At 62.3% G+C, this 21,608-nt stretch carries 24 protein-coding genes; 11 read left to right on the forward strand and 13 right to left on the reverse strand.

The annotated features are described in order from the left end of the window. Positions 1–15: 15 nt before the first annotated feature. The 4 genes from ACQR1W_RS03850 to ACQR1W_RS03865 all read right to left on the reverse strand — a co-directional run bounded on the left by ACQR1W_RS03850 (position 16) and on the right by ACQR1W_RS03865 (position 3,432). Positions 16–477, reverse strand: a complete 462-nt coding sequence (locus tag ACQR1W_RS03850; RefSeq protein ID WP_434849556.1) for a hypothetical protein — start codon at positions 475–477, stop codon at positions 16–18. A gap of 141 nt (positions 478–618) precedes the next feature. Beyond that, on the reverse strand, positions 619–1,449 hold the full coding sequence (locus ACQR1W_RS03855) for a tetratricopeptide repeat protein (RefSeq protein ID WP_434849557.1): 831 nt from the start codon (positions 1,447–1,449) through the stop codon (positions 619–621). 84 nt (positions 1,450–1,533) lie between these two features. After that, complete coding sequence (locus ACQR1W_RS03860; protein WP_434849721.1) at positions 1,534–2,238, reverse strand: GrlR family regulatory protein; 705 nt, start codon at positions 2,236–2,238, stop codon at positions 1,534–1,536. A 159-nt stretch (positions 2,239–2,397) separates the two neighbouring features. Next, positions 2,398–3,432 (reverse strand): glutamine synthetase beta-grasp domain-containing protein, encoded by a 1,035-nt coding sequence (locus ACQR1W_RS03865; RefSeq protein ID WP_008970775.1) that lies wholly within the window; start codon positions 3,430–3,432, stop codon positions 2,398–2,400. 543 nt (positions 3,433–3,975) lie between these two features. On the opposite strand from ACQR1W_RS03865, the gene ACQR1W_RS03870 reads away from it, so the two are divergent. After that, the gene (locus ACQR1W_RS03870) at positions 3,976–4,188 is read left to right on the forward strand and encodes a DUF2735 domain-containing protein (protein ID WP_434849558.1); all 213 of its coding nucleotides are present in this window, start codon (positions 3,976–3,978) and stop codon (positions 4,186–4,188) included. A 229-nt stretch (positions 4,189–4,417) separates the two neighbouring features. Beyond that, positions 4,418–5,164: a tyrosine-protein phosphatase gene (locus ACQR1W_RS03875; protein WP_434849559.1), complete on the forward strand. Its 747-nt coding sequence runs from the start codon at positions 4,418–4,420 to the stop codon at positions 5,162–5,164. A gap of 56 nt (positions 5,165–5,220) precedes the next feature. Here ACQR1W_RS03875 and ACQR1W_RS03880 read toward each other — a convergent pair whose 3' ends face one another. Both ACQR1W_RS03880 and ACQR1W_RS03885 read right to left on the reverse strand, forming a co-directional pair. Beyond that, a complete protein-coding gene (locus tag ACQR1W_RS03880; RefSeq protein ID WP_434849560.1) occupies positions 5,221–5,439 on the reverse strand; it encodes a hypothetical protein in 219 nt (72 codons plus the stop codon). Between the two features lie 115 nt (positions 5,440–5,554). Further along, positions 5,555–6,256 (reverse strand): SGNH/GDSL hydrolase family protein, encoded by a 702-nt coding sequence (locus ACQR1W_RS03885; RefSeq protein ID WP_434849561.1) that lies wholly within the window; start codon positions 6,254–6,256, stop codon positions 5,555–5,557. Positions 6,257–6,384: 128 nt separating this feature from the next. Here ACQR1W_RS03885 and ACQR1W_RS03890 point away from each other — a divergent pair, with 128 nt between their 5' ends. The 3 genes from ACQR1W_RS03890 to ACQR1W_RS03900 all read left to right on the forward strand — a co-directional run bounded on the left by ACQR1W_RS03890 (position 6,385) and on the right by ACQR1W_RS03900 (position 8,431). Then, entirely contained in the window at positions 6,385–7,065 is a 681-nt protein-coding gene (locus ACQR1W_RS03890; protein ID WP_008970780.1) for an SDR family oxidoreductase, read from the forward strand. Between the two features lie 284 nt (positions 7,066–7,349). Then, positions 7,350–8,048: a DUF2161 domain-containing phosphodiesterase gene (locus tag ACQR1W_RS03895; RefSeq protein WP_434849562.1), complete on the forward strand. Its 699-nt coding sequence runs from the start codon at positions 7,350–7,352 to the stop codon at positions 8,046–8,048. Between the two features lie 77 nt (positions 8,049–8,125). Next, positions 8,126–8,431 carry a hypothetical protein gene (locus ACQR1W_RS03900; RefSeq protein ID WP_434849563.1) on the forward strand — a complete coding sequence of 102 codons (306 nt, stop codon included), beginning with the start codon at positions 8,126–8,128 and terminating at the stop codon, positions 8,429–8,431. Positions 8,432–8,555: 124 nt separating this feature from the next. Here ACQR1W_RS03900 and ACQR1W_RS03905 read toward each other — a convergent pair whose 3' ends face one another. The 3 genes from ACQR1W_RS03905 to ACQR1W_RS03915 all read right to left on the reverse strand — a co-directional run bounded on the left by ACQR1W_RS03905 (position 8,556) and on the right by ACQR1W_RS03915 (position 11,120). Further along, positions 8,556–9,179 (reverse strand): GNAT family N-acetyltransferase, encoded by a 624-nt coding sequence (locus ACQR1W_RS03905; protein ID WP_434849564.1) that lies wholly within the window; start codon positions 9,177–9,179, stop codon positions 8,556–8,558. A gap of 154 nt (positions 9,180–9,333) precedes the next feature. Next, positions 9,334–9,732: a PaaI family thioesterase gene (locus tag ACQR1W_RS03910; protein WP_008970784.1), complete on the reverse strand. Its 399-nt coding sequence runs from the start codon at positions 9,730–9,732 to the stop codon at positions 9,334–9,336. 104 nt (positions 9,733–9,836) lie between these two features. Further along, positions 9,837–11,120 carry an ArgE/DapE family deacylase gene (locus ACQR1W_RS03915; protein WP_434849722.1) on the reverse strand — a complete coding sequence of 428 codons (1,284 nt, stop codon included), beginning with the start codon at positions 11,118–11,120 and terminating at the stop codon, positions 9,837–9,839. Here ACQR1W_RS03915 and ACQR1W_RS03920 point away from each other — a divergent pair. Both ACQR1W_RS03920 and ACQR1W_RS03925 read left to right on the forward strand, forming a co-directional pair. Next, the gene (locus ACQR1W_RS03920; RefSeq protein ID WP_434849565.1) at positions 11,113–11,418 is read left to right on the forward strand and encodes a hypothetical protein; all 306 of its coding nucleotides are present in this window, start codon (positions 11,113–11,115) and stop codon (positions 11,416–11,418) included. The two genes, ACQR1W_RS03915 and ACQR1W_RS03920, sit on opposite strands and share 8 nt — an antisense overlap. Then, entirely contained in the window at positions 11,418–11,693 is a 276-nt protein-coding gene (locus ACQR1W_RS03925) for a DUF6719 family protein (protein ID WP_434849566.1), read from the forward strand. Before ACQR1W_RS03920 ends, ACQR1W_RS03925 begins: the two co-directional genes overlap by 1 nt. Positions 11,694–11,720: 27 nt before the next feature. Here the strand turns inward: ACQR1W_RS03925 and ACQR1W_RS03930 are convergent, their stop codons facing one another. Together ACQR1W_RS03930 and ACQR1W_RS03935 are read right to left on the reverse strand one after the other, a co-directional pair. Continuing rightward, a complete protein-coding gene (locus ACQR1W_RS03930) occupies positions 11,721–12,113 on the reverse strand; it encodes a hypothetical protein (RefSeq protein WP_434849723.1) in 393 nt (130 codons plus the stop codon). A gap of 440 nt (positions 12,114–12,553) precedes the next feature. Next, complete coding sequence (locus ACQR1W_RS03935) at positions 12,554–13,105, reverse strand: CreA family protein (RefSeq protein WP_434849567.1); 552 nt, start codon at positions 13,103–13,105, stop codon at positions 12,554–12,556. A gap of 234 nt (positions 13,106–13,339) precedes the next feature. On the opposite strand from ACQR1W_RS03935, the gene ACQR1W_RS03940 reads away from it, so the two are divergent. From ACQR1W_RS03940 to ACQR1W_RS03955, 4 genes are all read left to right on the forward strand, one after another. Then, positions 13,340–14,983 carry a L,D-transpeptidase family protein gene (locus ACQR1W_RS03940; RefSeq protein ID WP_434849568.1) on the forward strand — a complete coding sequence of 548 codons (1,644 nt, stop codon included), beginning with the start codon at positions 13,340–13,342 and terminating at the stop codon, positions 14,981–14,983. A gap of 48 nt (positions 14,984–15,031) precedes the next feature. After that, positions 15,032–16,672: a hypothetical protein gene (locus ACQR1W_RS03945; protein ID WP_434849569.1), complete on the forward strand. Its 1,641-nt coding sequence runs from the start codon at positions 15,032–15,034 to the stop codon at positions 16,670–16,672. A gap of 282 nt (positions 16,673–16,954) precedes the next feature. Beyond that, positions 16,955–17,938 (forward strand): polysaccharide deacetylase family protein, encoded by a 984-nt coding sequence (locus ACQR1W_RS03950; RefSeq protein ID WP_434849570.1) that lies wholly within the window; start codon positions 16,955–16,957, stop codon positions 17,936–17,938. Positions 17,939–17,957: 19 nt separating this feature from the next. Next, positions 17,958–18,524 (forward strand): dihydrofolate reductase family protein, encoded by a 567-nt coding sequence (locus tag ACQR1W_RS03955; protein WP_434849571.1) that lies wholly within the window; start codon positions 17,958–17,960, stop codon positions 18,522–18,524. Here ACQR1W_RS03955 and ACQR1W_RS03960 read toward each other — a convergent pair. Further along, complete coding sequence (locus ACQR1W_RS03960; RefSeq protein WP_434849572.1) at positions 18,521–18,976, reverse strand: DoxX family protein; 456 nt, start codon at positions 18,974–18,976, stop codon at positions 18,521–18,523. The genes ACQR1W_RS03955 and ACQR1W_RS03960 overlap by 4 nt on opposite strands. Positions 18,977–19,109: 133 nt before the next feature. Next, positions 19,110–21,419, reverse strand: a complete 2,310-nt coding sequence (locus ACQR1W_RS03965) for an NADP-dependent malic enzyme (protein ID WP_434849573.1) — start codon at positions 21,417–21,419, stop codon at positions 19,110–19,112. Between the last annotated feature and the right edge of the window lie 189 nt (positions 21,420–21,608).

A 21,608-nucleotide genomic window follows, 5' to 3' on the forward strand; every position in this document is an offset into this window, starting at 1 on the left:
TCTGCGCCTCCGCCCTTACCGCTTGCCGGACTGCCGGAAAACCTGATTGGAAAACGGGTTTTCCGTGGGAACGCGGATCATGACAAAGCTGCGCTCCATGGAGCCGTGGCAGGCGTTGCAGCCATCGGTGAGATCGCCGACCGCCTTGGCAAAGCGCTTGTTATCCTTCGCATCGATCGAATCGGAAATCGCCTGAATAGGCGTCATCATGGTCGTGACGTTACTGACGGGGATTCCCGTATAGAGCACGGCCGCTTCCGCAAGCGCCGTCTTGAGCTGGCTAAGCTCGTAGGCGGCGAGCGGCCAATTCTGCGCCTGGCCCGCAAACCACAGCTTGGCATGGCGAACCTGAATGCGGGTCATCATGTCGCTCAGCCGCGGCGCGTTGGCGGGCGTGTCGAGCCCGGATTGCGCGAGAGCCAACGGGACCACACCGCAGGCAACCACCAGGCCAGCAACCCATCCACGCCATTTCATCCGACTTCCCCATTTCTTGCACGCCGCGCAGCATCGCCGGTGCGACCATGCCACAGAAAAGCATCTAGCGCACAGCCAAGGGCGCCCTTTGCGCTCGATCAAAGTCGCACAAGGGCTTCGCTCACGACCATGAGAGCTCTTCTAGAAGCACAGATTGCTGACGAGATTGCCGCGCTTGTCCTTCAGAACGTACGGGCATTCCAGTCGCTTGAGCGCCTTCTTGGCATCCTCGTCGCCGAGATCAGCCGCGCGCTGGTAGTAGGTCTTTGCGAGATCACGGTCCTTCGCGCCGCCGCGTCCCTCCTCCGCGAAGGCACCCATCCGCTCCAGCGCACCGGGATGATTTTGTGCCGCCGCCTTCTCAAACATCGCTCGCGCGGCCGCCTCATCCTGCGGACCGCCCTTGCCGTCCGCCAGCATCAAACCGAGCTGATACTGTGCTTCGGCATTGGTCTCGGCGGCCTTGGCAAGCAGATCGCGCGCATGGGCCGGATCGGCCGCGGACGTGCTGGCGCCGCCCAGCGCAGCGAGGTTGCTGACCCCGCGCGGGTTGCCAGCCTCCGCCGCGCGTTCGAACAGCTTGCGTGCCTGCGCCTCGTCCCTGGCTACGCCTGCGCCCGTCGCATAGAGCACGCCGAGCTCCACCATCGCGGAGGTCGAGCCTTTATCGGCGGCCTTGCGCCATGCCGCGATCGCTTCCCTCATCTGCTTGCCGGCCGCGTAGGCGCGGCCAAGCTCGAACAGCGCGCGCCGCGAACCGTTCGAGGCCTGTTTGCAGAACCTGATCGCGGTCGGAACATCCGCAGGCGCGATCTCGGTCACGCCTTTGACGTCGGCCGGTTTGTCGGGATCGGATGGATCGGCTGCGATGCGATCGCACAGCACGAGATCGGCCGATTGCGCATGCACGCCGGATGGCGCGGACGTGAACGCCAGAACCGCAAAGCCGAGGACGGGAAGGAGCTTTCTCATGGCGCGAAGGTGCGGCGACACGCCGGCAAATTCAAGCGCGATCGCAGCACTCTCGACGCGCAGGTGCGGGGACGGCGTCCAGCCTCACGCCCGCTGCAGCAGCCTCAGTGCGGCCCTCAGACGCAAGCTCCGTTTGCCGGCCAGTGCCGTCGCCTCCAGCTGCGCGCCCGCCTCATCGCAGGTCCCGGAAAAGCCGATCCCGACCTCATGACCTCCGAAGATCAGGTCAACACCGCGGGCCGGCGAATGCTCCTGGTTGAGGATCTGCCCCTTCCAGCGGCCGTGTCCGGACGTATAGCTGCCGAGGTAATAGAAGTAATTGTCGCCGCCCAGAATACGCCCGTCGAGCAGCAGCATGACGCCCGACAGACCGCCATCGACCCCGTCGAGCAGCCGAATGTGAATGGAATAGAGGCCGTTGACGATGCCCGCCTCGCTCGGCATGGCGTCGGTCGCAAATGGTTGGTCCTCGACCGGGGTCAAGGTCGATTTAAACGGCACGCCCGGCAGTTCATCGAGTTCGCCGGCGAAACGGTACAGGCTGCCGTCCGGCCAGCCGCGGGCTCGCAATGTTGCCTCGTCGGTGCCCGCCATCGCTGGAAAGGTCGGGTCGGGATTATGCCGGCTCGTCCTGATGATGATCGCCACCTCGTCGTGGCTCTCTTCAAAACGGCCGATATGTGCGAAGGCCGAACTGCCGCCGAGCATCTTGCCATCCCGCGCATACATCACGCCGCGGCCGGGTGTCGGCCCGAGCTGGAACCTGCTCGTATAAAATCCCCTCAACACAGCCGTGTCCCCTTGCCGGCTGGACATCGCATTCTCCTGGTTAGCACGGTCGGCAAAGCGAGGGAAAGCGCCTCCAAAGCGAATGATCCGCCAGAGCGTTCGAGCTCTGACGGATCATCGCGGAGAACCCCCTGCCCCGGGGGTCGTGACGTTACGACCTTACGCCGCCGCTTTGGCGCCGGTCGGAACCGTGGAGATCGTCTTCAGGACCTGGGACGCGATCTGGTAGGGGTCGCCCTGCGAATTCGGGCGGCGGTCTTCCAGATAGCCCTTGTAGCCATTGTTGACGAAGGAGTGCGGCACGCGGATCGAGGCGCCGCGGTCAGCAACACCCCAGCTGAAGGTGTCGATCGAGGCAGTCTCATGCTTGCCGGTCAGGCGCATGTGGTTGTCCGGACCGTACACCGCGATGTGGTCGGCACGGGCCTCCTTGAACGCATCCATCAGCTTCTCGAAGTACTCCTTGCCGCCGACTTCGCGCATGTGCTTGGTCGAGAAGTTGCAGTGCATGCCCGAGCCGTTCCAGTCGGTGTCGCCGAGCGGCTTGCAGTGGAACTCGATGTCCACGCCGTACTTCTCGGCCAGGCGCAGCATCAGATAACGGGCGATCCACATCTGGTCCGCCGCGGTGCGCGAGCCCTTGCCGAAGATCTGGAATTCCCACTGGCCCTTCGCCACTTCGGCATTGATGCCTTCGTGGTTGATGCCAGCCGCGAGGCAGAGGTCGAGATGCTCTTCGACCATCTTGCGGGCGATGTCGCCGACGAACTTGTAGCCGACGCCGGTGTAGTACGGACCCTGCGGAGCCGGATAGCCGTATTCCGGGAAGCCGAGCGGACGGCCGTCCTTATAGAAGAAGTATTCCTGCTCGAAGCCGAACCACGCGTCGGGATCGTCGAGGATGGTCGCGCGCGAGTTCGACGGATGCGGGGTCTTGCCGTCCGGCATCATCACTTCGCACATCACCAGCACGCCGTTGGTGCGGGCAGCGTCCGGGAAAACCGCAACCGGCTTCAGCACGCAGTCGGAGCTATGGCCTTCGGCCTGCATCGTCGACGAGCCGTCAAAGCCCCAAAGAGGCAGCTGTTCCAGGGTCGGAAAGGAGGAAAATTCCTTGATCTGAGTCTTGCCGCGCAAATTAGGCACCGGCTTGTATCCGTCGAGCCAGATGTACTCGAGCTTGTATTTCGTCATTGAGCCTCTCTGTCTAATCGAAAGGTGGGAGCGCAAAAATCGAGCGCACCCCGCTTACCCGGCCACGATCGGCCAGCGCACTCTTAAGCATGGAGCGTGCCAACCCCGCGACGTCGCGCCGCAGGCAAACGGGGCGACTGCCCTGCCTCGCGCTGTGGATACCGCAAGGAAAGCGTGCGGCAAACCAGCGCACATAGGCTGGCGGCGCACGCTGCGCCGCGAAGGTTTTGTGACCGAATCCCGCTTGATTCTGTGGCATTTTCCGCACCGCCACACAGGCCGAGATCAGCGCGGCGGCAGCTTTCCGAAATTTTCGGAAAGAGGAGATCGCCCGCCAGCAACCTTCAGTCCGGCTTAAGCGTTAATCAGCTGCCTGCTGCCTCAGGGAAGGCAAAGCCGAAATTGCCTCCAAATTGCGCACAGACTGATCTTCTTTTCATCAGATTGCATTTCGCGAGGCATCGCCGATATCGAGCTTGGTAACCACAAGAGAACGAGTCGGGCGCACCATGAGGTTGTGTTCCGATGGAAAGGAGATCGAGAATGAACACAGACTCCCCGATCGAGGGATCCGCCAGGATCTATCAATTCCCGCGAGGTGGCCGTGCGGCCCTCGGCGGCCAGCGCTACGGCGAAACGCAATCGTCTACACCGGTCAGCCAGGCGGTGCAGCCGTCGATCTATAGCGGCAGCTGGTATCATGACGAGGCGATCCAGGAAGCCAGGTCCAAATCACAGCCCAGCTGGGACCACTAATGCCGTCAAGTCATGGGAAAGCGAGCAGTCGTTGCCGCAGGTGCTGAAGGGTCGGAACGAGATCGTTCCGGCCCTTTTTGTTTGAGGACAATATTGTATCAGCTCGCAGGCAGTTTTGGAGAATGCGAGCATCACGTCTCACCTCGGATTGTCGACGATACCGGGACCGCAGGACGAGACCGCGCGCAGCAACGTTTCACACGAACTGGCGATCGCGTAGATTAGGGCCATGCCAGATATCCCGGCCCGCCATTTCAATCTCCAGGGCGCGAGCAATTTTCGCGATCTCGGCGGCTATCCGACCGGCCACGGGCGCCGCATGCGCTGGCGGCATCTCTTCCGCTCCAATCATCTCGGGCAGCTGACCAACGCCGACATCGCGATCATTCGCGCGCTCGGCCTGCGCGCGGCATTTGACTTCCGTGGACGCGAGGAGCGCATCGCGGCCCCATGTGGCATCGCTGAAATCTCAGTCCACTCGCTGCCGATCGAACCCACCGTGGTGGCGGCGCTTCGGACCGCGCTCGCTGCGGGACGGCTGAGCGCCGAGGCCGCCCTCGAGATCATGCGGGAATCCTATCGCAACTACGTGCGCCATAACACGCAGAGCTTCCGGACGTTGTTTGCGCACCTTCTAGACGATCACACACCAATGGTGATCCACTGCACTGCCGGCAAGGACCGTACCGGTCTTGCCTGCGCCCTGGTGCTGCATGCGCTGGGCGTGGCTGATAACGTCATCCTGGACGATTATCTGCTCACCAACCGGTATTACCGGCGCGATCCGACGGCCGGCACCGACCTGCCGGACGATGTGCGGCAGGCCATCGGCACCGTTGACGCGTCATTCCTGGCCGCGGCATTCGATGCAATCCAGGCAGACTATGGCGGTCTTGATGCCTATCTTCGGGAAGGCATCGGCCTTGGTGCAGCGGAGCGCAACGCGCTCGAAGGGCGATACCTGGAATCGGCCTAGGGATCGCCTGCGGCACGGCTTACCCGCTCGAGTCTGCGCGTTGGCTTGTCTTCAGATCAGGCGGCTTCGTCCGATTCCACCGATTCCGCGGCCTCCATTGCATCCAAATCGGCAATCACTTCTTCGAAAGCCGAAATGGCCTGCTGAACGGCCGCGATCTGCATCAACTCCCAGCCGCTGACCGGACCGGTGCGATTTTGCAGGGCGACCACGAGATCGCGCCGCTGCTCCTTGAGTTGCACCAGCGGCAAACCATGGTCCGGCAGATGTCTCATCATTATAAGGCTCCAACACCCCTCGACTGCAGGGACCAACCGTAATCTGGGCTCCGTCGCGATCCGATTACAAATGTCCGGTCAATTTTAACGATCGGGCGCTTAAACCTTCTGGCTACGCGACCGCGCCAGGGACGCCGCTGACCGCTGCGCCAATGGCCGCATCGAGCGCCGCCGTGACGCATGCAGTCGAATACTCTGTTTGGTGCAGACCATCCCCGGCGATGAGCTTCCCGGGGTCAATGCCATCCTTGACCCACTGCTCCATCAGCCTGAAGCGCGGAAACAGATTGGCCTTGGCCGCAACTGCGGCTTCGGCAATCAACGCCACCATGAGGCGCGTGTCAGCCTCCTTGTCCTTCAGCAGCTCCGGTGCGTATTGGAGATCCATCAGGATCACATCTGCCTCGATCTCGAGGCTGGCCAGCCAGCTCAATCCGGTGGCGATGGTCGCGGCCACTCTGTGCGGATCGTAGAGAGACCGGTGATAGATCGCGTTCGTGCCGACCTGCCAGATCACCAGCGCCGGCCCCTCCTCGATCACGTCAGCCTCGAAGCGCGCGGCTTCCTCCGGTGCTTCCTGCCCGCCGATCCCGCGATTGACGACGTCGATCATGCGATCCGGAAAGCGCTTGCGCAGCGCAAGTTCGAGGCGCGCCGGATAAGGGATCACATCGCCTTCGCCCGCCGTCGTCGACGATCCGATCGCAACGATCCGCGTTTTTCGCCACCGCTTGAGGCTTTCGGAGAGATGCTTGAGAGGATAGTTGAACTTGACCAGTTCAAGGTGCGGATTGCAGTTTGGCGTATCCGTCATCTGCGTTCCCCCTAGCCATCTTTGGTTGCATGTTCGTGCCGCGAAGTGGCGGCCATTGCAAGTCCCGTCGGGCTTGGCGATATTAGGCCCTTGGCGCCGATGGGCATGTGAATTGGGATTGAGGTGCGATGAACGGTACGGTGGTCGTCATCACGGGAGCGCTCGGCGCGCTGGGCAGGAGCGTTGCGGAACTCGCCCTCGCCCGCGGCGCCCGCGTCGCAGGCATCGATCACGCTCAGGCTGAAATTCCTGCGAGCGACGACCGGATTGAACTGGGCGGCGTCGACCTGTCCGATGCGGCGCAGGCCAAGACGGCGATTGACGCTGTTGCAGCCCATTTCGGATCGCTCGACGCATTGATCAATATCGCAGGCGCCTTCACCTTCGAGCCGGTCGCCGATGGCGACGATACCGCGTGGCAGAAAATGCACGCGCTCAATGTGTTGACGGCAATTCATGCATCGCGTGCCGCGATCCCTCATCTTGCCCGGTCGAAGACGGGCCGAATCGTGAATATCGGCGCCATCGGCGCACTGCAGGCAGGCGCCGGTATGGGCCCCTATGCCGCTTCCAAGTCCGGCGTGCATCGACTGACAGAGGCGCTCGCGGCTGAGTGGAAAGGCAAGATCACGGTCAACGCCGTGCTCCCCTCGACGATAGATACGCCTGCCAACCGCGAAGCCATGCCAAAAGCCGAATTTGAAAAATGGGTGACGCCGCAGGAGGTCGCCGAAGTCATCCTGTTCCTGGCGAGCGACGCGGCAAGCGGCGTCACCGGCGCGTTGATTCCAGTCGCGGGGCGCGTCTAGTACGGCGGACTTGGGACTCTGATCACTTTCATCCGCGCGTCCGTCGTCAGCGCTCAATCCAAGCTGCACGAGGAGCAACGATCTGCTCGTGCTCTCCTACGCTTCCGAAGTTCGCTTCATTTCGCGGCAGCCTCGCAAAGCGGAACTCGGCTTCGAACGGCACGCCGTCTGCGAGCCCGGATATTCGTTGGCGGCACCACGACTTTGGCTGCACTTTTGGGCTGCCCTGGGTGGATACATGCGGCTAGAGTCGCGCGACCTGAGTCGCTTGCCCGGGACCTGCCTTGGAAACCGCGCTCTACATGCCAGTGAAACGCTTCCTCGAGACGCTCGGCTTCTCGGTCAAGGGCGAGATCGGCGGCTGCGACGTGGTCGCACTGAAGGGCGATGATCCTCCGATCGTGGTCATCTGCGAGCTGAAACAGGCCTTCAATCTCGAACTCTTGCTGCAAGCCGTCGACCGTGCCGGCGCCAGCGACGAGACGTGGATTGCAGCCAATCTGTCCGCCCGCGGCAAGGGCCGTGAAGGCGATGCCCGCTACCGTAATCTCTGTCGACGGCTCGGTTTCGGCATGCTCGGTGTGACGACTGGCGGCGATGTCGAGGTGCTCGTCGCTCCGGCCACCACTGCCCCGCGTCGCAATCCAAAGAAGCGCTCGCGACTTGTCTCGGAGCATCAGCGCCGCAAGGGCGATCCGGCGCTCGGCGGCTCGACGCGGGCCCCGATCATGACGGCCTATCGTCAGCAGGCGCTTGCCTGTGCATCGGCCCTGGCGACGGGCCCGAAGCGGGTGCGCGATCTCCGCCCAGAGATTCCGGATGCAGCCAAAATCTTGTTGCGGAATGTCTACGGCTGGTTCGATCGCACCGAGCGCGGTGTTTACGCACTGACGGAATCTGGCCGCGCCGCCTTGCGGCGATGGCCGCAGCACACCCACATGCAGGACGCTGAGATGCAAGGTCGCAACATGGTGAATGCATAACAGGCCTGTCGCATCGATTTCATATTGCAATGCAACATTCAGCCTTCTAGGTATCCCGGATCATTCATGAGGCCCCAATGAGCGAAGACTGGAATACCAAGTATGGCCCTCGGCGCGTCCGGCGTGACCCGCCGACCCTTGAGGAGGCGATTTTCGCTGCGGCGGGCATCACTGAAGATGTGCAGGCCCAGGCCGAGATCGCGTCGGCGCTGATGGGTCTTCCGCTCGAGCAAGTTCTGCCGGAAGTGAAGAAGGCGAGCCGCGTCGCGGCCCGCACTGCGACCCGCGTCATCACCGCAGATCAAGGTACGCAGCAGCGCGCCGTGGTGGTCGAACGCCGCACTGTCAGGCGCTTCAACATCGACAAGCGCACCGGAACCTGAAGCCCGTCGGCGCTCGTGCCGTGCGCAAATCATAGGCTTCGTTTCTGGTAGAAAGACCTTCCTCAACAAAAACGCGAAGGCGATGATCGCCCTCGCTTTTCGTATGCGACATTTGCCGTGTGGATCAGGCGGCGCGCTTGGTCGCGTACATGCGGCTCACCAGCTTCCAGCAAGCGCGGTTCAGGTTGAAGATCGCACGCGCTGCGGCGATCGGGGTGTCGATCACGATCTTGGCCAACTCGTCCTGCGGCTGCTGTGTGAGATCGATCGTGCCGGTTGATTCGCCGTGGCTGAAGACCAGATGCGCTCCGAATTTCGCAGCAAGGGCACGCATCGCGTGGTTCTGCGCACCGGTCGTGACCCGCAGCCTGCGGTAGCCCTTCCAACGCGCTTCCGAAATCACCCTCTCAAACAACAGGCTGCCGACGCCGCGCCGACGCACGCAGGTCTCGACGCTGAAAGCAACCTCCGGCAGGCCATCATCGGACTGCTCCGGCGGATGCAGTTCAGCCGCACCACGTACGATCCCGTTTTCCATGTAGGCAACGATCACAGTGCCGTCGGCAGCACATTTGGCGGCATAACGCTCGATGAAACCGTCATCCAGGAAACCGTTGAATCGATCGTGACGGCTTTCCGAATCAAGTCGCAACAGATGGTCGCGCAACAGCGGCAGTTCTTCGTGCTGGCTGAGTGTCCGCACATAGCCGAACCCCGGCCGCGGACGGAAAACATCTACCTGTGGCACAGCAAATCTCCTCTTGGCAGCAGCCCTCGAGGAGGCGTCGATCCCTAGACAGACGCTATATTGTGCATCGCAACATTAAATTCAAGCCCGCGGCTCTACTGAGAAAACATGAAGCCCATGCGACAAATGCTTGGTTAAAGAATGATTTCAGCGTTCAGAGCACAAGCTGGGTCTGCGTGACGACCGCAACCAGCTTCCCGTCGTCAGTTTCGACCCGGGTCTGCCATACCTGCGTGCGGCGGCCGCGATGAATCGGGGTCGCGGTCGCGACGACGGTACTTCCCTCCTTTGCACCGCCGATGAAATTGGTCTTGCTCTCGACGGTGGTCGTGCCCTTTGCGTCCTCGGGCAGATTGATCACGGTTGCTGCGGCGCCTACCGAATCGGCGAGCGCCATGATTGCGCCGCCGTGGAGCGTGTGGTTCAGGGTGCAAAGGTCGGGACGCACGGTCATGCTGGCGACCACGCGGTCGAGCGTGGCTTCCGTGAAAGTCACCCCCTTCAGCTCGGCAAACGGCATTTTGAGCGCATTGATCTTATCAAGCGGCGTCATACCGTCCCCTCCTCCGGTTGTTGCCAAGGATGTTCGGGAGATTGGCCCCGCAGCGTCATCGCGACAACGACCTGCGAGGTCATTGCCAGCAATGGCCGACCGTTCTAGGCCGCCTTTTCCACACCGCACCATTCAGCGATGAAGAGCGCGGTCGCCTTTGTCGATTTGCGCAGCGAATCCAGATCGACATATTCGTTGAAGCCGTGCATTGCAGCACCGCTCGCGCCGAAGCAAAGGCTGGGGATGTCGTAGTTCAGTCCATAAAACCGCGTGTCGGTCAGGGCAGTGAAGACGAGATCTTCGACAGCGCCGCCGAAGACAGCATTGTAGGCACGGTCGAAGGCGGCCTCCGGTTCTGCCGCATTCGTGAGCTCATAGCCTTCGGACAGAAAGCCCGACCATTCCACGATCGGCGGATTGTTCGACAGGAAACGGTGGTGACGCGCAGCCGCCGCGACGCAGGACAGAATCTCTTTCTGGCACTCGGAAACCGACCAGCCCGGAAGGATCGCGATGCGACAATCGACATCGCACCAGGCCGGGACACTCGAGGCCCAATCGCCTCCCTTGATGATCCCCGGATTGAAGTTGATCGGATGTTGGAGCGTCTTGAAGTACCGATCGCTTCGGGCGCGCTCGTTCCATTCGGACTCGAGCTGCTCGAGCGCCTGGATCAGGTGGTAGGCCGCCGTAATCGCGTTGGCGCCGGATCCAGCCTCGAAGACGTGTACCGGGAAGCCGCGGACCTTCAGCCGAAACCAGATCACGCCGACCTGGGATCGCACCATTTTGCAATCGGTCGGCTCAGGGATGAAGCAGGCATCGGCCCGATAGCCACGCTGCAAGGTGGATAGCGCGCCGACGCCCGTGCTTTCCTCCTCGATTACGGACTGGAAATGGATTCGCCCCGTGGGCTTTAGCCCAGCGGCGCTGATCGCATCCAAGGCGTAGAGTGCGCCGATGGTGCCGGACTTCATGTCACAGGCGCCACGCCCGTACATCTTGCCGTCCTTGATCACGGGCGAGAATGGCGGCGTCTCCCACATATCGAGCGGACCAGCCGGCACCACGTCACAATGGCCCTGCAGGATCAGTGACTTGCCCACGCTGCTCGGCGGGCGATAGGTCCCGACCACGGTGCGTCCCTTGGAGACGTCGGTCTCGACCGGACCATAGCCGCGCAAATCCTTCAGCTCACTGAGGTCGATGTGCCAGTCGTCCACCTCGTAGCCACGCTCGCGCAGGAGATCGCCGATCATGTCCTGGCAAGGCCCCTCCGCACCGCGCGTGGAAGGAATTGCGACGAAGTCGCAGGTGGCGGCCAATTGCCGGTCAAACCCATCATCCACCGCGTCGACAATGCGCCGCGCAATATCGTTGGTGATCATTGCATTGAACATTCCTGTGTCCCGACTGACCATGAAATCACAACTTCGCGCCAATGGCACGGTTTTTGGCCCCGGCTTTCAGAATCGCAGAGGTCACCCTACAGTGCCGCATGCATTTCTCGACCGGGTGGACCATTTGATGGGCAACAATCGCAACGTTCTCAGGCAGGTAGCGAACGTCAAATCCGCTCCACCAGCATCAGCCATCTGCGTTCCCGACCGGAATCTCTGTGCGGCCGGGCAGCAACCTGAAGGTGTACGGATCAATATCGGGCGAAAAGGCTTCGAGAGCAAGTGATGGGTGTGGCGTTCTCGTCCACGGCTCGCCTGAGCCGGTCCTTGTCTTGCCTGTGCGTTGGCTTGGCGCTGGTTGGCTTTGTCGTCGCGCCCGCGCAAGCGCAATATATCGGCCGTGAGCAAGACATCGCCGATCTCAGACTGGGCCAGCGGGTCCTGGTCGACGACGGAACTTGCCCGGCGGGTCAAGTCAAGGAGGTCTCCGGCGCCAGGATGACGTCGATGGGCGTCGAACGTGCTCGGAAATGCGTCCCGCGCTTCGGGTCCAAGAAATAAAGGTAGGGGTAGATCTGGTCGCGATAGCTATTTCGCGGGATCGAACATGCACTGGAGGGCGGGCTTCGCGATCTTCGTGAAGGTCGGACCGATTTCCGCCTGCTTCCCAGCCGGCACCCAGTCGGTTTCGATGGTCGGTACACCCGTCTCGCTGATTCCACGCAACAGCGCCTCACGCATGTCCGTGTCCTCAACGACGGCGGCGGCATGATCATGCAGACACGAGCAGACCTCTTCGGGATGGGCCCAGCGGCCGAGCATATGCGGAGCGCATTGCCGAACGAAGTCTCCGCGCGGATCCGGAAGTCTGGCGGTCGGGCGCGCCTCGACGGAGACAAGCTGAAGACCAAAGCACAGGGCAAGGGCCGCTAGCCCAAGACGAGACAGCATGACGAGCCGTTGTTCTTCCGGTTCTTTCATGGTCGACACCGCCTTGACCGAGCGGAATTTGAGCTGGCCACTTGCCGCATTCTTATTGTCCGCGCTGGCACCGGGCAAGGGTGATAACCATGGCCGGTTTCGGCAATTTTGCGTTGCAAGCAGAAAATGGTTTCATCCAGGGCGGAATTGTTTCGTCAGATCCCACTCCGCGAAACAATTCCGGGCGCTCGAGCTTCCGAGAGCTGCTGCGCGGATCTCGAGCTGTAAGGTCCAATCTATTGCCCGCGCGGAGTAATGACAGGCGCGAATTTCGGAAACGAAAGGTCGCTAGCAAGCCATTGTTTCTAGAGCGGCTTTTGAATCTGAAGTTCCGACGAGACCTGCGTGGACCAACTGACTGGAACTTAAATTCACCGTTCCAGGCAGCGACTTAGAACGGCGTTTTAAATCTCTTCTGTGACGAGTCGCTCGACCGCATCTCATTGGATGTAATCGCCACATTTTTGGATCACGCCATCATCGGCGTTGCCCCACGGCATGATCGGTACCGTCGATGTCGAGTTCTTTGGCGAGCCCTCGATCAGCTTGTCGGAATAGACCATATAGACCAGCGTATTGCGCTTGGCGTCGCAGCCGCGCACGATTTGCATCTTCTTGAAGAACAGCGAGCGCCGCTGCCGGAACATGTCGTCCGCCTGTTCGAGCTTGTGCTTGAACCTGATTGGGCCGATCTGCCGGCAAGCCAATGAAATATCTGAGACCTGTTCGGACAGGCCGAGCCAGCCTGCATAACCGCCCTTTTCCGGAACGGTAAAGTGACAGGCGACGCCCTCCACTTCGGGATCGTCGACTCCATAGGTTGCAAGCTTGTCGTTGGGACTGAGCAGCTTGAAAACGGTGGAGCGACGGAAGATGAGATCAGGTTCGTCGGCCGCGGAGGCAGATGAGACGGGTGAGAACAGGCCGGCAAGTAGCAGCAAAGTGAAGCTTTTCAGCCTCAGTTCACACAAGCCGACAGTTTTAAACGCCATCTCGATCTCCCATTTTTACCACAGCCAAGGCAGCTTCAGGATTCTGCCCATGTAGGACCACAAACGCCTGCGAGAAAGGCACCCGATGCCCCCCGGAGCGCCCGCCGTTTAACGTGATGTGAGGCTTTTTTGCTACGCTGATGGCGAGAATCGCAGAGGGCAGAAGCCCCAAGCTGGTGAACGCAGACCCCGTCTGCGACACTAACACCATCTGGTTGTTGAGGATTTGTCGGAATGCTCTGCGTTCATTCGGCCGTCAGGCGCAGGTTTTATTGCGCAGCCATTCTTTCAGGCTCGATTGCGATCGGAGCCGGATCACAGGCCGCGGCACAGGGCTATTCCTACTGGACCGATTCATATCCGAGTTTCTACCGACCTGAGCGGCAGATCTTTCATCACCAGCGTCCCAAGGCGCGCCACCATCAGACGCAATCCGCTGTCACCCAGAAGGAAGCCGTCAAGCCGCAAGGGCCCCTGATCGTCGCGGTCTCGATCAACAGACAGCAGGTCAAGGTCTACGACAGTAACGGTCTGTTCGCCGAGGCGCCGGTCTCCACCGGCATGAAGGGTCATTCCACGCCGACGGGCGTGTTCAGCGTGATACAGAAGCAGAAATTTCATCGTTCGAATATCTATAGCGGCGCGCCGATGCCGTTCATGCAGCGCATCACCTGGTCGGGTATCGCGCTTCACGCCGGTGTGCTGCCAGGATATCCGGCCTCTCATGGCTGCATCCGCATGCCGCCAAGCTTCGCGGTGAAGATGTATGGCTGGACTCGAGTCGGCGCCCGCGTGTTCGTCACGCCGGCTGAGGTCGAACCGTCCGACTTTACGCATCCCTTGCTCGCGTCCTTGAAAGCGCCACAGCCGAGCGCATCGGCTCTGCCGGAAGCGACCACGCCGGCTGCGCCGAAAGCCGACAAGGGGGCCGCCCTGATTCCCTCCGTCACCGTGAACGCCAATCTCGACTTGCGCTCGACGATTGGTCACGATGAGTTGAGCGGCTCCGCCGGGCCCGCAGCACCGCTGCGTGGCCAGACCCATACCGCGGACGCCAGTGTTGCTCCCGGCTCGACCACCATCTCCGACGTGCCGCCGGTTCAGGTGACACCGCGCGTTGACGTGTCCGAGAATGTCGCGCCGGTCAACGCCGGCCAGAGCTCCGCAAGCGGAAGCGAACCGGCGGCGGCGGACATTCCGACCAAGCCGGGCACCGGCGCGACTGCCGAGGCCGGGACCAGGTCGGAGAGCAAGCCGGCCGATAGCGAGCCGAACAAACATGACGATACGCCGACGGCAACAACCAACGGTCCGGACAAGCCTCAGGACGTGACTGCAGTGCCGGCTCCTGGTGTTCCTGCTTCCAATGTCGACAAATCCGCCGAAAAGGCGCCCGCCGCGAAGCCCGAACTGAAGCGCAACAGTCCGGTTGCCATCTTCATTAGCCGCAAGGATTCCAAGCTCTACGTTCGGCAGAACTTTGCGGCCGTCTTCAAAGTTGCGGTCACGATTGCACCGGCTGATCGGCCACTCGGGACCCATGTGTTCACGGCAACGGCCGATAAAGCCGATTCCAATGTGATGCATTGGTCTGTGGTATCGGTTCCGGTCTCGGCGCGCGCGACCGCGCGAAACGAGGACGGCGAGCGGACCGCCCGGCACGGTCATAAGAAGGGCGGCGAGGCGCCGGCTGAAGCCAAGGCCGTACCGCAGCCGGACAGCCCGACCGAGGCGCTGGACCGGATCACGATCCCCGCCGACGTTCAGACATGGCTTGGCGATGCGCTGTCGAGCGGCAGCTCGCTGATCGTGTCCGACCAGGGCATCAACCAGGGCGAGACCGGCGAGGGGACCGAGTTCATCCTTTCGCTGCGCTGACGGCGGTTCCGGCTTCCTGGTGCGAGGCGGTTGAGCTAAGTCCGCCGCATGACCCAGCTTGCTGCCCCTGCCCGCGCTGCTGCGCCGCAATCCCTGAGCCCCCAAACCGCGCTTGACCGTCTGACCATGTTCGGTTGGCGCGGCGGCTTGGCGGCCATCCTGGCCGGGCTGGTGCTTTCGTTCGTCCTGTTTGGATATTGGGTCGTCTATTTCCGCAATGCGGATATGGACTTCATGGTCATCTACAACGCGCTTGTCATGAACGACGGCAAGCCGCAGGCGTTTTTCGATCATCCCGCCTATCTCACCATTCTCAGCCTGAAATCCTGGTTTCGCCTGCTGCACGCAGGAGGTCTGCTCAAGGCCTGGACGTTATCGGCGATTCCGCCGGCCTCCGATGTCGCCGCCTTCGATGCGGCGATGACAGGCGCGGTGCGCGCCGGCCGCGTGCTCGCACTTCTGATTGCGCTCGCCTGCGTGGCGATCTTCGCGTTCCTGACCCGGCTCATCGTCCGCGATTGGCGGGTTGCCCTGCTCGCCACCCTGGCCTTCGCCTTGTCCGGCGGTGTCGCGGTGCATTCGCGCATCCTGCGCAGCGAGCTGATCGCGGCGATGCCGGTGATCTTTGCGCTGATGATCCTGATCGTGATGAGCCGGCGCGCCAGCGCTCTGCGTCCGTTTGCGCTGGCGCTTGCGGCTGCGTTGTGCGTGATAGGACTTGAAAACAAGGTGCAGGCCATTCTGTTGATCGGCGCCCTGCCCGTTCTGATCCTGCCGTTCGGCAGCAAGGCCAGCCGGAGCGTCGCATTCTGGGATCAACGCTCCGCCTGGGTGACGGCCTTCGTGGCGATGAGTGCCGCCGCTGCAGCAGTGTGGATGGCGTTCCCGCTCGTCACCGTCGGTTTTGATCGTGCCCTGCTTGACGCAGCGCAACTTCGTCCCATCCTGTTCAACAGCTTTGGTCACTATCAGGCGGCGATCATGCTTCTCATTCTGAGTTGCATGATCATCTACGCCCGGATCTGGCGAATCAGCGCCGCCGAGACTGTCGCCTCAATGGCCGCCGTGATCGCAGGCGCGGCGCTCGCGCTTATGCTGCTCGATGTCGACTACGACAGCCGAAACGTGATCGCCATCTTCAATCCGTTGGAAAAGATGCTGGCCTTCGCCGACGCCAGCACGTCAGATGCCGCCCATGCAGCGAGCCCGGGCGCGGCGCTGTTGATGCTGCTGCAAGGCCTGGGATCGGTGCTGGCGCGTTATACGTTCGTGCTGCATTCGTCGGCTCGCCCAACCGTATTTCTGACCTGGCTGATCGTTCCGGGTCTGGTCGTGGCATGGCGGCGCGGTGAGCGGCTGTTGGCGCTGCAGGCGCTCCTGCTGCTGCTCGCTGCGATCGGGATCGACACGCTCGGCGTCCGCCGCGGTTTGAAAACCGAGTACTTCATTTTCACCGACCCCCTGATCATCCTGACCGGCGCCATCCTGCTCGATCGCATCATCGAGATCGGATCGCATCGCTTCGCGCTGCCGATCGGCTATGCGCTGATCGCGCTCCACATCGCGATCGGACAGGCCGAGCCGGTGAAATATGCGACCAAGCGCACCGGACCGGAGTCGATCTGCGAATGGCATGGCTACTATATGCCGCTGCTGCAGCTGCCCTGGTGTCCGCCATCAAAGACGTGACCGGAACACGAAGGAAGGATGCGCGGACCGCAGCTTCAACACTTTGTTACCTTCTGCCGCTGCTGAAAAAATCGTCGTGGGATTCGGCGCTCGTGCGGGCTTGTGCCGGACCTATAAACCACACTGCGAAACATTGCTGCGGACGACCGCAATTTTGGCGCTGTTTTGCAGATCGTTTCCTTTGCCGCGGGTCGAACGACTGGGCTAATATCCTCAACAGGATAGGCACTGGATGAAGCGCTCGCGTGCGCCGTGACGGTGCGGACCATTCGAGGGAACAAGATGCGTGTTGCAGCAGGATTGATCGTCGCGGGTTCCGTCGCCGGTTTCTTGGCGATGTCGATGTTCACCTCTGGAGCGGCGTGGGCCCAGGCACAGAAGACGGCCGCCGCCCCTGCTCCGGCGCCAGCAGCGGCTGCTCCCGCGCCTGCACCCGCAGCAACGCAAGCTGTTGCGCAGCAGCAGCCGCCCCGTGCTCCCTGCATGAACCCGGAGGCGCTCGGCGTCGGCCGCACGGTCGAGATCGACACCACCGGCGGTCCCGGCTTTGGCTTCGAGCATTTCAAGGAGCTGGACTTCCTGCGCGATCATGAAGTCGTGCTGACCTTCGACGATGGCCCCTGGCCGGAGAACACCCCTGCCGTCCTGAAGGCGCTGGCCGACCAGTGCACGACCGGCATCTTCTTCTCGATCGGCAAGCACGCGACCTATTATCCGGAGATCCTCAAGCAAGTGTACAATGCCGGGCACACGGTCGGCACCCACACCTGGTCGCACGCGACGCTGACCAACAAGAAGCTGACGGAAGACCAGCGCAAGGACGAGATCGAGCGCGGCATCAGCGCCGTCAAATGGGCGCTCGGCGGCGTCTCGCCGGCGCCCTTCTTCCGCTTTCCCGCCCTGCAGCATCCGCCGGAGATGGTGACCTATCTCGGCACCCGCAACATCGGTATCTTCTCCTGCGACCTCGATTCCTTCGACTTCAAGGCCCGCAACGCCCAACAGGTCATCGATGTCACCTTCAAGAAGCTCGACAAGCTCGGTAAGGGCATCATCCTGATGCACGACTTCCACAAGCACACCGCCGAGGCGCTGCCGGAGCTTTTGCGTCGGCTCAAGGCGGGCGGCTACAAGGTCGTCGCGATGCGGGCCAAGGCGCCGGTGCAGTCGCTGCCGCAATATGACGAAGACCTCGGCAAGATCGCCAAGCTGCCGACGGTCAGCCAGCGCCCGGTGTCGAGCGTGGTGACCACGGTCGCGGAATAATTTTCCGTTCGCGTCGTTCGTGGCTCCGCTCCGCATCGAGGGCTATGTCATCGTCTCGGCTGAGGGCATGCTGGCGGACGCCCGCAACGTCATGCCCAACGCCCTCAAATTCGACGGCGACGCCAAGTTCTTCAGCGCCGCGCTCGACCGTGCCGACATGATCGTGCATGGCCGCAACTCCTACGAAGACCAGCCGAACTCGCCGAAGCGCAGGCGCATCATCCTGACCCGCGGCGTGAAGGCGTTTGCGCCTGATCCTGACAACCCCAAGGCGACCTTGTGGAACCCTGCCGGCGCACCGTTCGACGCGGCCTGCGGGGCGGCCGGCGTCAAGAGCGGCACGGTCGCGATCATCGGCGGGCCAGTCGTGTTCGGCATGTTCCTGGACCGCTACGACACGTTTTATCTGTCGCAGGCCCCGCACGTGCACCTGCCGGACGGCGAGCCCTGTTTTCCCGGCGTGACGGCCGCTCGCTCACCGCAGCAGGTGCTCGCCGCTCATGGCCTGCAGCCGGCTGAGAGCGAAGTCCTCGATCCGGCTTTCGACGTGACTGTGACCGCGTGGCGGCGGAACCGGCAGAGCTAGATATCCCCATAGGCCGTTTCGGCCGGCTTCGCCGGTCCGCGGCCATAGCCGAAGATCATGAACAGCGCGCCGATGATCGAGACATTTTTCAGCGCATCGATCAGGGTCTTGGCGTTGTCGGGCGACGGCTGGTTCCAGAAATCGTGGAAGTAGTAGATCGTCGCGCCCACGAAGATGATCATCAGCAGCGAGAACAGCCGCGGCAGGAAATTGATCGCGATCATCAGCCCCGCCACGATCTCGAATGCGCCGACCGCAATCGCCAGGAGCTGCGCGATCGGCATCTTGGTCAGGGTCTCGAGCTGCGCCGTGTAGGGTGCCGCAATCTCCGGGATCGTCACCTTGGTCGCGATGAAATCGGCCGTCGCCTGAATGCCGAACAGCTTGGTCGCGCCCGTGTAGATGAACAGCACGGCGAACAGGACGCGCCCGAACGTAATGAATGCTGGCATGCTTGGCCTCACGATGAGCTAGTTTGGCGGGGAACCGGCGAAAGTATGGAGCTTCTCCTCAAGTCTTTCAAACAATCAAATAGCGGGCGGAATGCGACCGAACTCGGACGAATTCCGCCACACCGTCGTCAAATCACGCAAACAGCGTCGGCTGCTGGCGCCCTGCCCGCTCTTGGGCTTCGACCGCAGCCACCGCCGTCATGTTGAGAATGCCGCGCGCCGTCACCGACGGCGTGAGGATGTGCGCCGGGCGCGCCGGGCCGATCAGGATCGGTCCGACCGGCACGGCATCCGCCAGCACCTTGATCATCTGATAGGCCACGTTGGCCGCGTCGAGGTTCGGCATGATCAGGACGTTCGCCTCACCCTCCAGATTGGAATGCGGCAGAATCAGCTTGCGCGCCGTTGCCGACAGCGCAGTGTCGCCCTGCATCTCGCCGTCAGCTTCCAGATCCGGGCGGTTCTGCTTCAGGATCGCAGTAGCCTGGCGCATCTTGCGCGAGGACTCGGTGTCGTAGCTGCCGAAATCCGAATGTGAGACAAAGGCGATCTTCGGCTTGATGTTGAAGCGCGTCACATGGTTGGCCGCAAGCGAGGCCATTTCCGCCAATTCCTCGGCGGTGGGGTTCGGTCGCACCTGGGTGTCGGCGATGAAATAGGCGCCCTTGCTGGTGATGGTCAAAGCCAGCGCCGCGAAATCGCTCACCCCCGGCATGAAGCCGATGATCTCGCGCACGTGGCGCAGATGGCTCATATAGCGGCCCTCGACGCCGCAGATCATCGCGTCCGCCTCGCCCCGGATCACCGCGAGCGCCGCGATCACGGTGGCATTGGTGCGCACCACCGTGCGCGCGGCATCCGGCGTCACGCCGCGACGGCCGCCGACGTCGATATAGGTCTGCACATAGGAGCGATAGCGCGGATCGTCCTCGGGATTGACGAGATCGAAATCCTTGCCCGCTTTGATCGACAGGCCGAAGCGCTTGATGCGCGCCTCCACCACCGAGGGACGTCCGACCAGGATCGGGCGCGCGAGCTTCTCCTCGAGCACGACCTGGGTTGCCCGCAGCACGCGCTCGTCCTCCCCCTCGGCATAGATCACGCGCACCGGCTGGGTTTTCGCTTTCGCGAACACCGGCTTCATGATCAGGCCGGAGCGGAAGGCGAAGCGCTCGAGCAGTGCGGTATACTCGTCGAAATTCTTGATCGGGCGCGTCGCGACGCCGGACTCCATCGCCGCCTTGGCCACCGCCGGCGCGATGCGCAGGATCAACCGCGGATCGAACGGCGACGGGATCAGCGAGCCCGGCCCGAAGCCTTGCGTCTCGCCGGTGTCGAAGCCGCGCGAGACCGCATCCGACGGCGGATCCTGCGCGAGTTGCGCGATGGCATCGACCGCGGCCTGCTTCATCGCTTCATTGATCGCGGTGGCGCCGACATCGAGGGCGCCGCGGAAGATGAAGGGGAAGCAGAGGACGTTGTTGACCTGGTTCGGGAAGTCCGAGCGCCCGGTGCAGATCATCGCGTCGGGCCGCGCGGCGCGCGCCTCCTCCGGCATGATCTCGGGGTTCGGATTGGCCAGCGCCATCACCAGCGGCTTGTCGGCCATCTGCTTGACCATGTCCTGCTTCAGGACGCCGCCGGCCGAGAGGCCCAAGAAGATGTCGGCGCCGCCGATCACGTCGGCGAGCGTGCGCTTGTCGGTCTTCTGGGCATAGACCGCCTTCCAAGGGTCCATCAGCGTGTTGCGGCCCTCATGGACCACGCCATCGATGTCGCAGACCCAGATATTCTTGCGCTGCGCCCCCATCGAGACCAGGAGGTTGAGGCAGGCGATCGCGGCAGCCCCCGCCCCCGAGGTCACGATCTTGACCTCCGAGAGCTTCTTGCCGGCGAGCGAGAGCGCGTTCTTGATCGCGGCGCCGACGATGATGGCGGTGCCATGCTGGTCGTCGTGAAAGACCGGGATCTTCATGCGCTCCTTCAGGCGCGCCTCGATCTCGAAACATTCGGGACCGCGAATGTCCTCCAGGTTGATGCCGCCGAACGTCGGCTCCAGCGCCGCCACCGTCTCCACCACCCGGTCGATGGTGTCGGCATTGATCTCGATGTCGAAGACATCGATGCCGGCAAATTTCTTGAACAGCACCGCCTTGCCTTCCATGACCGGCTTCGAGGCGAGCGGACCGATATTGCCTAAGCCCAGCACGGCCGTGCCGTTCGAGACCACCGCGACCAGATTGGCGCGTGCGGTCAGCGAGGCCGCTTCCGCCGGATTGCTGGCGATCTCGGTGCAGGCGGCGGCGACGCCCGGCGAATAGGCCAGCGCCAGGTCGCGCTGGTTCGCGAGCGGCTTGGTAGCCTGGATCTCCAGCTTGCCCGGGCGAGGCAGCCGATGGTACGCCAGTGCTGCGGAATGGAGATCTTCAGAATAGGACGACATAACGGCTCCAGCGTTTCCGGCCCCGGACTATTGCTGTCATGAACTTGGTTCAGGAGGGCGTTTTCCGGCAAATGGAAACGCATGTGAAGCACGCGAAACAGCGTTCGTGCAACATCCGAAACCATGCCGATCGACAGGCGGGGACGGCAATTTCTCAAGGCTACAGAGACACATCCCTACCCGATCCAT

This window comes from Bradyrhizobium sp. HKCCYLS1011 (assembly GCF_051167795.1).
Lineage (GTDB): Bacteria > Pseudomonadota > Alphaproteobacteria > Rhizobiales > Xanthobacteraceae > Bradyrhizobium.